The following is a 13,738-nucleotide window of genomic DNA, read 5'->3' as shown; positions in this document are numbered from 1 at the left end:
CCGCTGTAGCCGTACGGCAACCGTGGCGATACCGGTTGGCGGAGCACCCTCCTGCTTGCGCTAATGTATGTGTCGCAGCGAGCGCACGCCGCCGGGCCAGCCCGGATGTGGGTGCGTTCGAGGCACGCGGAGCATTCCCCTGTAGCTCAATTGGCAGAGCAGCCGGCTGTTAACCGGCAGGTTACTGGTTCGAGTCCAGTCGGGGGAGCTCGGTCCCCTGTAGCTCAATTGGCAGAGCAGCCGGCTGTTAACCGGCAGGTTACTGGTTCGAGTCCAGTCGGGGGAGCACAGCTCAAGGACCCCCTTCGGGGTCCTTATTTGTATGGTTGGGAACCGATCCCCGGCGGGTGAAGTCCTCCCAGTCGTGCGTGTGTGACCCGTGAGGGCGACAGATCGTATGAGCGGCTATGCTGCGGCAGACGATGTGCACGGCAAAGCACGGCACGCCGTACGGGGCGTTAGCTCAGCCGGTTAGAGCAGCGGACTCATAATCCGTCGGTCGTGGGTTCGAGTCCCACACGCCCCACCAGGACTCCATCCTGCAGAAACGATTTCACCTGCGGTGGAGCCACGCCGAGACTTCCCCCGGGTGTACCTGGGGGAAGTGCGGAGATGGCTGGCTCGGCCGCAGCTCGGCCGATACGCAGGCGAGCGAGTTCAGGCACCTGACGGCGTATCCCGACCGCTCCACCCGGACGGCCGCCCTGGATATGACGAGCCTCGCAAACCAGAAGGCCCCGCCCGTGCGCCTCAGGGGGTCAGGGCGCACGGACGGGGCCGTTCGGTGCGGCGTCGCGTCAGATCCGCTCGGGCTCCTGCGGCGGCAGATCATGGGGCACGACGGTCGTGTCCTCGGTAACCAGGTCCGCGACAAGAGTGAACCCGTCGCACCATCGGGCGGGCCGCCTCGGCCGCTCGATACGCCCTGGCCGCCAGTAGCGGTGCTCTTCCCGGGCCGCCTCGTAGGCGGCCGGCACCGCGGCGTACTTCGGGCTCAGGGTGTGGGCACGTGGCCCAGATGCAGAGCGGAACGACGATTGCGGCCACAGCGAGCTGGCCGACTGCGGCGAAGGCCCGGCCGCCGCGACGCTCGACGAGAATGCTTGAGACGCCCTTCATGAGGTGACGGCTGCCGCTGTCGGCGGACCGCCGGGCGTCGTGTACGTACCGTCGGCCCGGCGCTGCTCCCCGTCGCACGTCTCGACGGTGGCGCCCAGATGGATGATGCGGCGGGTGAACAGGCCGCGGGCGTCGTCGTCGCGGGAGAGCCGGTACCAGTCGTGGTCGATAACCACGCGGAGCACGTCGGCGCCGACGTTGCGGACGGCGTTGAACATGGTGGTGAACGCCGGACGCCGGTCGTTGCAGACCGCGGATGACGGCTACTACCGGGGTGCCCGCTATCACGGGGCGATCCAGATGCTTGCCGAGCCGACCGGGCGCCGCATCGTCGGCAAATGGGTGGGCTTCGGTAAGGAGATGGACGTCAACACCGGCCCTTGGGAGCTGGTCTTCCAGAGTGCCTCGACGAACAAGGCGACCGTGGAGGCGTACAACCGTCGTCCGTAGCCGGACGTGCGAAAGTGCTGATCCTGCTGGTTCCCGGGCCGGATTCTTCCGGCATCGTCCACACCGTAAATCGGTGGCCCGATGCCGGGCGACCTGGGAGCATGATCGATGTGACCGTGACCTTCGTGCTGGTGCATGGCCAGAACAGCAACGCCTCGATCTGGAGCGTGGTGCAACGCGAACTCGCCCTGCTGGGGCACCGGGCGGTGGCCGTCGACCTGCCGGGGCACGGTGTGGAGGCGGGCTTCCCGGCCGGGTACCAGGCGCCGCAGGATCCCGCCGCCCTGGCGCAGTCGCCGTCCGCCATGGCCTCGGTGACGCTCGCCGACAACGTCGAGCGGGTGACCGGGATCGTGTGCCGGGCGGCTGAGCACGGACCGGTGGTGCTGGTCGGGCACAGCCTCGGCGGGCTGACGCTCAGCGCAGTCGCCGCGGTGGTACCGGAGTTGATCGACCGGTTGGTCTATGTCTCCGCGTGGTGCTGCGTGAGGATGTCGGCGGCGGAGTACTCGCAGTCACCGGAGAACGCCGAGAGCAAGTTGGGCGACACCGTGGGCCTGCTGGTGGGCGATCCCGCGCAGCTCGGCGCGCTACGGCTCAACTGGCGTACCTCCGACACCGCGTTGCTCGCCGCGCTCAAGGAAGCCCTGCTGGCCGACGGCACCGACCAGGAGTTCCTCGCCCATCTCAACACCCTGGAGCCGGACGAGTCGTTGGCCGTTGTCTCGTCGGACACCCAGGTGGACGCGGCCACGTGGGGCCGCGTGCCGCGCTCCTACGTACGGCTGACCGGTGACCGGACCATGCCGGTGGCGCTTCAGGACCGCTTCATCAAGGAGGCGGACGCGCTCACCCCGGACAACCCCTTCGATGTGCACTCGATCGACAGTGGGCATGTCCGGGCCCTGCTGCGCGGCCCGGAGCTGGTCGAGATCCTGGACGGGCTGGCGCGCCGTACCGGATGAGCGCCGGGCGGTCCGAGCGCCTGCTCGGACTCGGACCGCCCGGCCGCCTCAGCCTCCCAGCAGCACCGGCAGTGAGCGGTGACCGTTGGAGATGAACGACTCCACCGTCTGCAACTCCTCGGCCGGAACGGCCAGTCGGGCATCGGGGAAGCGGTCGAACAGCGCCGGTAGCGCGATGGCCGCCTCCAGCCGGGCCAGCGGGGCGCCCAGGCAGAAGTGGACGCCGTGGCCGAAGGCCAGATGCTCCTTGTCCAGGCGGGTGATGTCGAACTGGTCCGCCCGGTCGCCATGGTGGCCCGCCGCCTGGTAGTTGGCGAGGATCGCATCCCCCTTGGCGATCCGTACCCCTTCCAGCTCGATGTCGTCGACCGCGTACCGCAGCGGCAGATGCGCCACCGGCGCACGGAACCGCAGCGCCTCCTCGATCACGTCGTCCCAGGAGGCCCGGCCGGAGCGCACCAGCGCCAGCTGCTCGGGGTGGGTGAGCAGGGCGTGGATCGCGTTGTCGATGAGGTTGACGGTGGTCTCGTGCCCGGCGCTGATGACCAGCAGCAGGGTGTCGACCAGTTCGTCCTCGCTCAGCCGGGTGCCGTCGTCCTCGTTGCGGGTGGCGATCAGCACACTGGCCATGTCGTCGCCCGGTTCGGCCCGCTTGATCGCGACCAGCTCCCGCAGGATCTGGTACATCAGGTTGTAGTTGGCCAGCGCCTGCTCGGGGGTGTTGGTGGTGGCGAACACCCCGTCCACGGCCCTGCGCAGCGGCTCGCGCTGGTGCTCGGGGACGCCGAACAGCTCGCAGATCACCTGGATGGGGATGGGGTAGGCGTACCCCTCGCGCAGATCGGCGGGTTCGCCGTCCGGCACCGCGGCCAGCCGGTCCAGCAGGCCCGCGGTGATCTCCTCGATCCGCGGCCGCAGCGCGGCGGTGCGGCGTGCGGTGAACGCCGGGGCGACCAGCTTGCGCAGCCGCCGGTGGTCATCGCCGTACGCGGTGAACATGTTGGTCACCGCGACCCAGGTGAACAGCTGCCAGTCCTGCGGGATCTCACCGTTGATGAAGGCGGGCCAGTGCTGGTGGGAGTCCTTGGAGACCCGGGGGTCGGTCAGCAGCTGCTTGAGCAGGTCGGTGCGGCCTACCGACCACGCCACCACCTGGCCAGGGAGCTCCACCCGCGTCGCCGGGCCGCGCCGCGCGATCCTGGTTGCCTCTCCGGCGATGTCGCGGCCGGCCGGGTCGATGACGTGGGGCTGGCTGTCCATCGGCTGTCTCCAGGGGTCTCGTCGGGCAGAGCGGACGGCGAAGCGGATACCGCGGCCGGTGCGGCCGCCGGTATCGGCCCGTACCCGGGCTGGGCTACGGGCGGCGCGGGTGGCGGCAGTGGTGCGGCGACCGGCGGGAAGCGCACCGGGAGCCCGGTGAGGGCCCGCTGGAAGGGGCCGGGGCGCCACTGCAACTCCTCGGCGCGCACCGCCAGTTCGATGTCCGGTAGCCGGTCGAGCAGCCGCTCCATGGCGACCGCGGCGATGATCCGCGCCTCGCGCCGCGCCGGGCAGGAGTGCGGTCCCGCGCTCCACGCGAGGTGCGCTCGGTTGCCGGAGCGCTGGTCGGAGGCGAGCGTGGGGTCGGTGGTCGCGGCGGCGAAGCTGATGACCACCGGCTCGCCCTCGTGCAGCCGGTAGCCGGCGACCTCGGTGTCGTAGAACGGGTAGTGCACGCCGTAGTTGGCCATCGGCGGGTCGGTCCACAGCACTTCGTCGAGCGCGTCCTCCACCGGCAGACCGCCGCCGCCCAGGTTTCCGGCGAACCGGTCGTCGGCGAACAGCAGCCGCAGGGCGTTGGCGATCAGGTTGTGCATCGGCTCGTTGCCCGCGCCCATCAGCACGACGAGTTGGTGGATCATCTCCTCGTCGGTCAGCCGCGCCTCATGGGCCATCAGCCAGGAGGTCAGATCCGCTGCCGGTCGCTGCCGCTTCTCCTGGACCAGGGTGATCAGGGTCTCGGTGAGCAGCGCGTCGGCCTTCTCGGCGTCCACCCCGTCGAAGATCCCGCCCATGCCTTCCGCCAGCCGGTCGCCGAGGTCGGGCGGACAGCCGAAGATCTGGTTCATCACCAACTGGGGCAGCATCCTGGCGTAGTCGGCGAGCAGATCCGCCTGACCGGTCGGGCCGATCCGGTCGATGATCGCGTCGGCGCTGCGTTCCACATAGCCGCGCAACGCGTTGGGGTCGATCCTCGCGAGGGAGTCGTCGATCGCGCCGCGCAGCCTCCGGTGCCGGTCGCCGTCCGCGTAGAGGGCGTTGGGCCGCCAGGTCATCATCGGGACCACCGGGTTGTCCGGTGACACCCGCCCGTCGGCCAGCGCCCGCCAGCGGCGGGCGTCCTTGCCGAACGTCTCGGTGCCGCGCAGCACCTGCAGCGCCGCGTCGTAGCCGGTGACGAGGGTGGCGTCGACGCCCGGCCCCAACTCCACCGGCGCCAGCGGGCCCTGCTGCCGCAGACGGTCGTAGACGCTGCCGGGGTCGCGGGCGAAGTCCGCCCCGTACAGCGGTGTCGCGCCCGATCCGGTCGGGTGCGCGGGGTAACCGGACTGCCGGGCCGCGTGTGCGGGGCAGCCGGGGGGCGGAAGGGCGTCGTGCGGGGGGCGGTTGGTCACGCGCGCTCCTGGCGGTTGCGGGAGTACAGGTACTGGACGAGCGAGATCAGCGCTTGCGTGGACGACCTGCGGTCGCGTGCGTCGCAGGTGACGAGCGGGGTTTCGGGGAGCAGGTCGAGCGCCTCGCGCAACTCCTCCTCGGCGAACACCGGTGCGCCGTCGAAGTGGTTGACCGCGACCGCGTACGGCAGGCCGTGCTCCTCCAGCAGGCCCATCACGTCGAAGGAGTGCTCCAGGCGCCGGGTGTCGGCGAGTACCAGTGCGCCCAGTGCGCCGTACGTCATGTCCCGCCACAGCTGGGTGAAGCGCCGCTGTCCCGGCGCGCCGAACAGGTACAGCACCAGATGGTCGTTGAGGGTCAGTCGCCCGAAGTCCATGGCGACGGTGGTGGTGGTCTTGTCGGGAACGCCCGCCAGGTCGTCGGTGAGCGCACCGGCCTGGGTCATCGTTTCTTCGGTGCGCAGCGGCCGTATCTCCGACAGGGTGCCCACGAACGTGGTCTTGCCCACGGCGAAGTGCCCGACGACGAGGAGCTTGACCGCGGTCTGCACCGTGTCGGGCAGATAGACGCCGTCAGAGGCGAGCACGGAGCCCATCGAGGACCTCCTGCAGGATCTGGGGTTCGGGGAGTTCAGCGGACGGGATGGGGGAGCGGGTGACGATGTGGCCGCTGTCCACGAGGTCGCTCAGCAGGACCTTGGTGACGCTCACCGGGATCCGCAGATGTCCAGCCACCTCGGCGACGGACAGCGATCCGCCCCGGCACAGCTCCATGACGCGGCGTTTCTCCGGGCTTAAGCCGCCTGTCTCACCGCCCGCGGCGATCACCAGGGTCACCAGATCGAGGGTGTTGCGGGTCGGGTGAGCGCGGCCGTCGGTAATGACGTACGGCCGCACCAGCCCTCTCTTCTTGCCCGGCGGGGTCACGCGGTCCTGCCGACGTCCTGCCGCGGCGGACTGGTCAACTCCTTGCCCAACCGGTCCACGAGTTTGTGCATGCGGAACGTGACCGCCTCCATGTCGACATCCGCGGCGGCGGACACCGCGAGGTACGCGCCGGGCCCGGCAGCGACCAGGAAGACGAATCCGTCCACGAACTCGATCAGCGTCTGCCGCCAGGCGGTGTCGGGGTGGTCGCAGAACTCGGCGGTGGAGCGGCTGATCGACTGAAGTCCGGCCAGTGCGGCGGCCTGCCGCTCCGACTCGTCCCTGCTGATGCCCCGGGAGTGCGCCCGCAGCATTCCGTCGGCGGAGAGCAGGATCGCGTGCCGGGCGCCGGGGACGGCCAGGGCGTCGTCGAGCATCCAGCCGAGACGGTCGTTGGAGGTCTCGTTCAGTCCGTTCATGTGTGGGGATTCCCTTCATGGTCCGATGAGGAGGCGCGGCCGGACCGGGTGCCGCGGGCGAACGCCCCGATGATGGCGGCGGCGTCCTGCGCCGAGCGGCCCTGCGGGGTTTCGGGTGCCGACCGTTCGGCCGGCGGGGTGTGTTCTGCCGTCGGCTGCCTGCGGCGGCGTTTGGGCAGGCCGCCCGCGGTCGAGGCGTACACGGGGGTCGGGTCGGCGCTGGGCGTCCGGGAGGCGTCGTCCGGCGCGACGTGCTCGGTGGCCACCGGACCGCTCGGGCGCGGTGGCGCGGCGTGCCGGGCGGGGGGACGGGCGCGCACCGAGTCGGGGCCCTCGTCGTGTGCCCGGGTGAGCAGTGCGCTGGGCAGGAAGACCACCGCCCGTACGCCGCCGTAGGGGGAGCGGGTGTCCACCGAGACGCTGAATCCGTAGCGCGCGGCGAGTACGCCGATGGCGGCGAAGCCGAACTGCGGCGGGTCACCGAGCCGGGTGATGTCCACGGTCTGCCCGGCACCGGACAGCAGCTCGGTCGCGCGCCGGATCTCCTGCTCGATCAGGCCGACACCGGCGTCGTCGATGACGATGGCGGTGCCGTTGTGCGCGGGCTGGATGTTGACCTGCACGGTGGTGTTCGGCTGCGAGTGGCGCGCGGCGTTGTCGAGCAGTTCCGCGACGGTGAGTACGACGGGCTCGACCGCCCGGCTGACGATCGCGATGTCGACCTGGGCGTGCACCTGGACGCGGCGGTAGTCGCGGATCCGGGAGGTGGCGCCGCGCACCACGTCCACCAGCGAGGAGGCCGAGCGCTGGCGTCCGGGCCAGGAGCCGCACAGCACGGCGATGGCCTGCGCGCGCCGTCCGAACTGGGAGTTGGTGTGGTCGATCGCCAACAGGTCCTGCAGTACATCGGCGTTGTCGTGCCGGTCCTGCATCTCGGAGATGCTCAGCTGCTGTTCGTTGGCCAGACCCTGCAGGGTGCGCATCGAGGCCTTGAGCGCGGCCTTCGCCGACTGGTCGGCGCGCGCCTGTGCGGCCTGCGCGGACCGGCTGAACAGGTCGGACACCGTCTTCAGACTGATCGCGTACTCGGATCCGGCGAGGTGCCCGTGCAGCAGCCCGGGGGCACCGGCGGGTTGGTGCGGTCCGGACTCCATCAGCGCGGGGAGCCGGACGGTGGCCAGGTGGCGGATTTCCTCGTCACGGGAGCGCACGCTGGCCTCAAGCGTGGCGACCGTTCTGCGCAACCGGGCACTGATCTGCCGTTCACGTATCAGCAGGATCACGACGGCCAGTGCCCCGGCCAGGAGGCACCAGAACACCGCCTCCGGTATGTGTCGTGTCATCAGATCCTCGGGACGGGGGCGGGGGGATCACGGCCTGTGCGGGGGATCTTACCCAAGGCCACCGCACGCATGAGCGAGAAGCGAATGGTCAACCGCCCTATCACTCCCGGCATTTGAGGTTCCGTAGGGGTGTGCAGGGGGCGGCTAGGGGTGGTCCGATGTCGCTGTCCGCGGTTGACCTGCGACGTCTTGTGTGCGACATGCGTCGGGTGCAGAACATTTCGGTAGCCGATGTAACCTGGAAGTGTCGGATGCCACGCCACAGCCGGTAGAAGAGAGAAGGAGGCCATGAGCGGACAGCTGTCCCCGGCCCCGCCGCGCCGTCGCCCCTGGCCCGCCTTCCTGCTCCAGGAGCGCCGCCGGCCGGAGCGTATCCGCAACCGGCCCGGCGCATGGTGGCTGGCGGTCGCCACGGTCTGCTTCGGCGCCTTCATGGGGCAGCTCGACGCCAGCATCGTGACCTTGACCTACGGCAGTCTGCGCACCGAGTTCCACGCCCCACTGGCCGCGGTCGAATGGGTCTCGCTGGCCTATCTGCTGGCCCTGGTCGCACTGCTGGTGCCGGTGGGCCGGCTCGCCGACGCGCACGGCCGCAAGCTGTTCTACCTCTATGGATTCGTGGTGTTCACCGCCTCCTCCGCGGCCTGCGGTCTGGCGCCGGTGCTCGGTGCCCTCATCGGCTTCCGCGTCGTACAGGCGGTCGGCGCCGCCATGATGCAGGCCAACAGCGTGGCGCTGGTGGCCACCAGCGCGCCCCGCGACCGGATGCGGACCGCGCTGGGCGTCCAGGCCGCCGCCCAGGCGCTCGGACTGGCGCTCGGCCCCACCATCGGCGGCGCCCTGGTGTCCACGCTCGGCTGGCGCTGGGTCTTCGGCATCAACGTGCCCATCGGACTGGTCGCCCTGATCGCGGGCCAGTACCTGCTGCCCAGGACCCGCAACCGCAACCGGCGCCCCGGATTCGACTGGCCGGGAATCGCGCTGCTCGCGCTGGCCACCACCGCCGCGCTGCTCGGCGTCTCGGCCGCCTCCGGGCTCGCCGTGCCCGGCTGGGGAGCGGCCGTGCTGTTCGCCGTCGCGGTGGCCGCGGGGTGGGGATTCGCCGTACGGCAGGGGCGCACGTCCGCACCGCTGATCGATCTGGCGCTGCTACGGCCGCGGGCGGTGTCGGCGGGTCTGCTGGGGGCGCTGTGCGGCTATCTGGTGCTGTTCGGGCCGCTGGTCCTGGTGCCGGTGGTACTGACCGGAGCGGGCTCCTCCGAACTGGCGGCGGGGCTGGTGCTGACCGCGCTGCCCGCCGGGTTCGCCATCGCGGCCACCGGTGCCGACCGGCTGCTGCCCAGGGGGATGACCGACCGCGGCCGGTGCCTGCTCGGCGCCGCGGTCTGCGCCGGGACGCTCGGCGTGCTGCTCGCCGTTCCGCTGGACGAGGCGTGGCTGACGCCGCTGCTCGCGGTGCTGGGGATCGGGCTGGGCGTCTTCATGCCCGCCAACAACGCGCTGATCATGGGGGCGGTGCCGAGCAGCTCCGCCGGTACCGGCGGGGGCCTGGTGAACATGGCCCGCGGGCTGGGCACCGCGCTCGGGGTCGCCCTGGTGACCCTGGCGCTGCACCTGTCGTCCCACGACGGCCCGCGCTGGGCCCTCGTGCTGCTGCTCGCCGTCGCCGCGTCGGCGGTGCTCGCCGCCTGGTCCAGTCCGCGCCGGAACCGTTAGCCGCAGGCCATTAGGGTCTAGTCATGCCGCCCCAGTCCCGATCCGGATCCCAGGCCGACACGGCCGCGACGCCACCGCCCGCGGAGCACGGCCAGGATGCCCGACTGCTCACCGAGGCCGTCACCCGGCTTCGCCGGGCGCTGCGCGCCTCGATACGCACCGACTACCCATGGGAGCAACTGCCCATGGCGCAGGTCGAGTTGCTACAGGTGCTCGCCGAGCACTCACCGGCCAGGATCGGCGACCTCGCCGCCCGCCAGCGCCTGGCGACCAGCACCGTCAGTGGCCTGATAGGCCAGATGATCAGCGCGGGCCTGGTGGCCCGCGCCGTGGACCCCGCCGACCGGCGGGCCTCCGCCGTCACCCTCACCGACGCGGGCCGCGCCCAACTGGCCGCCTGGGCCGAGGCCCATGAGCGCCGTCTGGACGCCGCGCTGGGCGCCCTGGACGAGGCGGATCGCGCCATCGTCCGTGCGGCGCTTCCGGCGTTGTTCCGCTTGGCGGATCACCTGGACACCTAGCCGCTCGCGTTCGATGGTCCGCCCGAAGGCGGGACCCTCGGCAGACGCGGCGTGGTCAGGAAGCCTTCGGCGTCGCCGAGGGCGATGCGCGGCAGCTCCATGGCCCGCTCGTAGAGCAGGAAGCGCGGTCGCCAGCGCGGATGGAACGCGGAGTTGATCCGCTGCACCGACGCCAACTGCCGCCGCCGGGACAGCAGTCGGACGATGCCCCGGTGCAGCCGGAAGACCAGACCGGTGCCCGGGCCGCCGTGCTCGGCCGCGGTGTGGAAGAGCGTGAAGTTGAGCGAGACCCGCTCCAGCCCGGCGACCGGCTCCGCCCCCGCCTGGGCCCGTAGCAGCAGTTCGGTGATCATGTACGGGACCAGTTCGCCGGAGGATTCGCGGTCCCGCCGCATCAGGTCCAGCGCCAACCCAGTGTGTCCCCAGGGCACCAGGCTCAGCAGCGCGCAGGTGCGGTCGTTGGGGTCACGGCACTCGACCAGGACGCAGTCGCCGTCCGCCGGTGCGCCGAGCCGCCCCAGCGTCATCGTGAACTGGCGGTCCGAGGTGCCGTGCCGCCAGGCGTCCGCCAGATGCACCAGGTGTGCCATCTCGGGCCCGGGGATGTCGCGGTGGCGGCGTACGACGACGGTGTAACCGGCGGCCTGGATCATCTCGTGCGCCTGGCGCAGCGGCCGTATCGCATCGCCGTCCAGCGTGAACCCGGCGACGCCCACCACCGCTTCGTCGCCGAACGCCAGCACCTTGAGCCCGCACCGCTCGTACGCTGCCGTGCCCGCCTCGCTCGCACCGGTGACCGCCGGAACCCAGGCGTGGGTACGGGCGGTCTCCAGCCAGGCGTCGATCGCCTGCGGCCAGCCGCGCGGATCCCCCACCGGATCACCGCAGGCCAACGCGACCCCGTTGGCCACCCGGTAGAGCACGGCCGCGTCGTGCGCCGGCGACCAGATCGCCGACTTGTCGTGCCGCAGCGCGAAGTAGCCGAGCGAGTCCAGGGCGCCGAACTCGTCCAGCAGCGTGCGCAGCCGCAGTTCGTCCTCCGGCAGCAGCCGGGCCCGGCCGCGTGGCGAGCGGAAGAAGGCCCGCAGCACCTGGAGGAAGAACGCCACGCTGATGATGTTGATCAGCAGGTCGGTCCAGCCGGGGACGGAGATCTCCGGCAGGTTGACCAGGGTGGAGACGGTGAAGATGCGCAGCACCGCGTACCGGAAGCAGGCCGCCCAGTCCGCGGTCGGCGGATGGTCGGTCTGGTGCACCAGCACCGTGCCGAGGCCCGCCGCCACCACACCGCCGAGCACCAGGTAGGCAAGGCCGCGGGCGATGTTGCCGCGCTCGCCGCGCACCCGGCAGACCGGCTCGGCGATCAGCAGGGCGAGCGGCACCGCGGTGGTCAGCCCGGCGGAGGCCCAGTTGAACGGATGCGCGCGGACCTCGGGCAGCGCCCACAACGCCACCCCGTACAGCGCGGCGTTACCGGTGGACAGCGCGATGGTCACGATCCAGGCGGCCCGCTTGCGGCGGCGCAGCATCACCGCGAGCAACGCGGCCAGCGCGGCCGCGGTGAAGCCCGCCGTCACCAGGAACGGGGTGAAGAAGTCCCCGCTGTTGGCCCGGTGCACCCGGTTGCGGAACGGTGCGATCAGGCCCGCCACGACGTCGAACGTGGCGGCCAGCCGCAGATACCAGACCACCGCCGTCAGACACGGCGCACTGAGCGGCCGCAACAGGCGCTGCGGCCTGGAGGGGCCGAGCTCGGCGGCCGACGGTCGGGTCGGCAGCGCCTTGCGCACCATCTCCGCGGCCCTGGCCTGCGGGCGTTCCAGGTGCGGGGCACCGGCCAACAGGTCGTAGAACCGCATGCGTACCGTGTCCAGCCGCCGGTGCAGCCGTGCGTCACGCCGTTCGGCGCGGGCCAGTCGGCGCGGCCGGGAATAGTAGCGCCAGCGTGCCCACGGACTGTTCGGCCTGGCCAGCCGGATGGCACCGATCAACGCCAGGGGCGGGAACGGCACGCCGAACAGCCCGGTCCACACCTTGCCCTTGAGCATGCAGAACACCACCAGCACCAGCAACACCGCCGCGCTGCCGAGGTTGCTGACGGCCTGTGGACCCCTGAACCCGGCGAACGGCACCCAGCCGAGCAGCAGCATGACGATCAGCGCGACCGCGAGGATCACCGCGTCGACCGACTTGCGGCCCTCCTCGCTCCAGTACACGTCCTCCAGGTGCAGTACCAACGCGAACTCGTCGAGCACCAGGCCGCAGCCGACGCCGAAGAACACCGCCAGCACATTGCGGGCCAGCGTCGAGTCCGGGCGGATGGTGAACGCCCCGACGCCGCCGAGCAGCATCATCGCCTGGCCGAACACCACATGGTGGATGTGGAGACCGCCCGGTGCGATGTTTCCGGGCCACCAGCGCACCCCGCGGCGGATCATCCGCACGCTGAACCGGATGAAGACGAAGGAGCCGACCAGGCCGGTCAGCAGCAGGAACAGCGGCTGCCGCCCGGTCTGCACGATCCGGGAGGTGTAGGTGTGCACCAGCCACTGCCACATGGTTCCGTACTGTCTCCCGTCCCCCGCAGGGGGTGGTCGCCATCGACCGCGAGCAGGCACCGTACGCCGGGGCCGTCCAGCTCGTCCAACTCGCCGGGCGCGCGGCCCGCGGCCCGTGCGCCGGGGCTATTTCGTGCCGGTGAGACGGGCGTACACCACCACGTTGCCGGTGTAGCTGTGGGTCTTCTTCGAGAAGGCGCCGCCGCAGGTGATCAGCCGGATCTCGGGTGCCGGGGAGTCGGCGTACACCTTCTCGGTGGGGAAGCTCTCCTTCGCGTACACCTCGATGCCGTAGATGGTGAACACCGCGGTGCGGTGGTCGGCGCGGGCGACCTCGACGGTGTTGCCCTTGTGCAGCGAGCCGAGGTTGTAGAAGACCGCCGGGCCCGCCATGGTGTCGACATGCCCCGCGAGCACCGAGGCGCCCTTGGCGCCGGGGATCACGCTGCCGACGTACCACCCCGCCAGGTTGCGGTCGCTGTCCGGCGGCACCTGCAACTGGTGGTCGGCGCCGATGGCGAGGTTCATCAGGGGCGCGTCGACGCGGATGGCCGGGATGCGGACCCGCCTCGGGGCGGAGTTCGGCAGGGGCAGGACGGTCGGCGAGGGGGACACGACACCGCTGTGCCGTCCCGGCGGCAGGCCGTCGGATGCCTTGGGGGCGGGCGGCTGACTCGACTGGGATCCGTCGTGCATCAGCCACGCGCCCGCGAGCAGCGCCAGCAGGGCCGCGCCGACGGCCGACTTCGACGGGGCGCGATGCGTCTCCCGCTCGGCTGGCACAGGGGATCTTCCGGGCTCGAAGTCCTGGGAGCGTTCCATGGCGACCTCCGTGAATGGCTGCCCTGTCGCAATGTTCCCGGGTCCGATGCGGGAATCCGGCAGCTGACCCGTTATCTGACAGGGGATCACACAATGTGCTGAATGGCGCGCGACGGACGTTCCCGGAACCCGTACGGAGCACGGGGCAGCCGGATTGCTAGCGTGTCGTGTGCCTTCGATACGCAGCCGGGCTGACGACCCGGACAGATCCACGGCCGAACGCGCCTCCGGCGGCCCGCCCGCC

The 13,738-nt window shown here is 71.1% G+C and carries 13 protein-coding genes, 3 tRNA genes and 1 pseudogene; 7 read left to right on the top strand and 10 right to left on the bottom strand.

From position 1 onward, the window contains the following. Positions 1-135: 135 nt before the first annotated feature. From P2L57_RS20555 to P2L57_RS20545, 3 genes are all read left to right on the top strand, one after another. Positions 136-208: transfer RNA gene (locus P2L57_RS20555), tRNA-Asn, on the top strand. Positions 209-213: 5 nt separating this feature from the next. Next, positions 214-286, top strand: a tRNA-Asn gene (locus tag P2L57_RS20550). Between the two features lie 166 nt (positions 287-452). Then, a tRNA-Ile gene (locus P2L57_RS20545) sits at positions 453-529 on the top strand. Between the two features lie 268 nt (positions 530-797). On the opposite strand, the gene P2L57_RS20540 is transcribed toward P2L57_RS20545, so the two are convergent. Both P2L57_RS20540 and P2L57_RS20535 read right to left on the bottom strand, forming a co-directional pair. Continuing rightward, on the bottom strand, positions 798-977 hold the full coding sequence (locus P2L57_RS20540) for a hypothetical protein (protein WP_275816618.1): 180 nt from the start codon (positions 975-977) through the stop codon (positions 798-800). 138 nt (positions 978-1,115) lie between these two features. Then, complete coding sequence (locus P2L57_RS20535) at positions 1,116-1,337, bottom strand: hypothetical protein (protein WP_275816616.1); 222 nt, start codon at positions 1,335-1,337, stop codon at positions 1,116-1,118. A 22-nt stretch (positions 1,338-1,359) separates the two neighbouring features. On the opposite strand from P2L57_RS20535, the pseudogene P2L57_RS20530 reads away from it, so the two are divergent. Both P2L57_RS20530 and P2L57_RS20525 read left to right on the top strand, forming a co-directional pair. Then, positions 1,360-1,569: pseudogene (locus P2L57_RS20530) on the top strand (XRE family transcriptional regulator); the annotation flags it as partial. A 101-nt stretch (positions 1,570-1,670) separates the two neighbouring features. Further along, positions 1,671-2,534: an alpha/beta hydrolase gene (locus P2L57_RS20525; protein WP_275816614.1), complete on the top strand. Its 864-nt coding sequence runs from the start codon at positions 1,671-1,673 to the stop codon at positions 2,532-2,534. Positions 2,535-2,582: 48 nt separating this feature from the next. On the opposite strand, the gene P2L57_RS20520 is transcribed toward P2L57_RS20525, so the two are convergent. Genes P2L57_RS20520 through P2L57_RS20495 form a run of 6 tightly spaced genes read right to left on the bottom strand, consistent with a single transcriptional unit; the run spans position 2,583 to position 7,877 of the window. Next, complete coding sequence (locus tag P2L57_RS20520) at positions 2,583-3,683, bottom strand: cytochrome P450 family protein (protein ID WP_372515823.1); 1,101 nt, start codon at positions 3,681-3,683, stop codon at positions 2,583-2,585. Continuing rightward, on the bottom strand, positions 3,668-5,188 hold the full coding sequence (locus P2L57_RS20515; RefSeq protein ID WP_372515808.1) for a cytochrome P450: 1,521 nt from the start codon (positions 5,186-5,188) through the stop codon (positions 3,668-3,670). The genes P2L57_RS20520 and P2L57_RS20515 overlap by 16 nt, the downstream gene beginning before the upstream one ends. Then, positions 5,185-5,784: a GTP-binding protein gene (locus P2L57_RS20510; protein ID WP_275816611.1), complete on the bottom strand. Its 600-nt coding sequence runs from the start codon at positions 5,782-5,784 to the stop codon at positions 5,185-5,187. The genes P2L57_RS20515 and P2L57_RS20510 overlap by 4 nt, the downstream gene beginning before the upstream one ends. Beyond that, positions 5,762-6,085, bottom strand: coding sequence for a DUF742 domain-containing protein (locus tag P2L57_RS20505; protein WP_275816609.1), 324 nt, complete (start codon positions 6,083-6,085; stop codon positions 5,762-5,764). Before P2L57_RS20505 ends, P2L57_RS20510 begins: the two co-directional genes overlap by 23 nt. 26 nt (positions 6,086-6,111) lie before the next feature. Next, positions 6,112-6,534 (bottom strand): roadblock/LC7 domain-containing protein, encoded by a 423-nt coding sequence (locus P2L57_RS20500; RefSeq protein WP_372515807.1) that lies wholly within the window; start codon positions 6,532-6,534, stop codon positions 6,112-6,114. Next, positions 6,531-7,877 carry an ATP-binding protein gene (locus P2L57_RS20495; protein WP_275816607.1) on the bottom strand — a complete coding sequence of 449 codons (1,347 nt, stop codon included), beginning with the start codon at positions 7,875-7,877 and terminating at the stop codon, positions 6,531-6,533. Before P2L57_RS20495 ends, P2L57_RS20500 begins: the two co-directional genes overlap by 4 nt. 288 nt (positions 7,878-8,165) lie before the next feature. On the opposite strand from P2L57_RS20495, the gene P2L57_RS20490 reads away from it, so the two are divergent. After that, complete coding sequence (locus P2L57_RS20490) at positions 8,166-9,593, top strand: MFS transporter (RefSeq protein WP_275816604.1); 1,428 nt, start codon at positions 8,166-8,168, stop codon at positions 9,591-9,593. Between the two features lie 23 nt (positions 9,594-9,616). Beyond that, the gene (locus tag P2L57_RS20485) at positions 9,617-10,114 is read left to right on the top strand and encodes a MarR family winged helix-turn-helix transcriptional regulator (RefSeq protein ID WP_275816602.1); all 498 of its coding nucleotides are present in this window, start codon (positions 9,617-9,619) and stop codon (positions 10,112-10,114) included. Here P2L57_RS20485 and P2L57_RS20480 read toward each other — a convergent pair. Both P2L57_RS20480 and P2L57_RS20475 read right to left on the bottom strand, forming a co-directional pair. Next, entirely contained in the window at positions 10,111-12,672 is a 2,562-nt protein-coding gene (locus tag P2L57_RS20480; protein ID WP_275816600.1) for a phosphatidylglycerol lysyltransferase domain-containing protein, read from the bottom strand. The genes P2L57_RS20485 and P2L57_RS20480 overlap by 4 nt on opposite strands. Positions 12,673-12,798: 126 nt before the next feature. Further along, on the bottom strand, positions 12,799-13,494 hold the full coding sequence (locus P2L57_RS20475) for a class F sortase (RefSeq protein WP_275816599.1): 696 nt from the start codon (positions 13,492-13,494) through the stop codon (positions 12,799-12,801). Positions 13,495-13,738 lie beyond the last annotated feature (244 nt).

The organism is Streptantibioticus ferralitis, from assembly GCF_029223525.1.
GTDB lineage: Bacteria > Actinomycetota > Actinomycetes > Streptomycetales > Streptomycetaceae > Streptantibioticus_A > Streptantibioticus_A ferralitis.
The sequence above is the reverse complement of the archived record's forward strand: the minus strand, read 5'-3'. Positions and strand labels throughout refer to the sequence as shown.

Bases quoted from the DNA above. Each gene is read 5' to 3' on its own strand.
- P2L57_RS20480 (WP_275816600.1), bottom strand. From the start codon at position 12,672: ATGTGGCAGTGGCTGGTGCACACCTACACCTCCCGGATCGTGCAGACC.
- P2L57_RS20510 (WP_275816611.1), bottom strand. From the start codon at position 5,784: ATGGGCTCCGTGCTCGCCTCTGACGGCGTCTATCTGCCCGACACGGTG.
- P2L57_RS20495 (WP_275816607.1), bottom strand. From the start codon at position 7,877: ATGACACGACACATACCGGAGGCGGTGTTCTGGTGCCTCCTGGCCGGG.
- P2L57_RS20535 (WP_275816616.1), bottom strand. From the start codon at position 1,337: ATGTTCAACGCCGTCCGCAACGTCGGCGCCGACGTGCTCCGCGTGGTT.
- P2L57_RS20525 (WP_275816614.1), top strand. From the start codon at position 1,671: ATGATCGATGTGACCGTGACCTTCGTGCTGGTGCATGGCCAGAACAGC.
- P2L57_RS20500 (WP_372515807.1), bottom strand. From the start codon at position 6,534: ATGAACGGACTGAACGAGACCTCCAACGACCGTCTCGGCTGGATGCTC.
- P2L57_RS20485 (WP_275816602.1), top strand. From the start codon at position 9,617: ATGCCGCCCCAGTCCCGATCCGGATCCCAGGCCGACACGGCCGCGACG.
- P2L57_RS20490 (WP_275816604.1), top strand. From the start codon at position 8,166: ATGAGCGGACAGCTGTCCCCGGCCCCGCCGCGCCGTCGCCCCTGGCCC.
- P2L57_RS20475 (WP_275816599.1), bottom strand. From the start codon at position 13,494: ATGGAACGCTCCCAGGACTTCGAGCCCGGAAGATCCCCTGTGCCAGCC.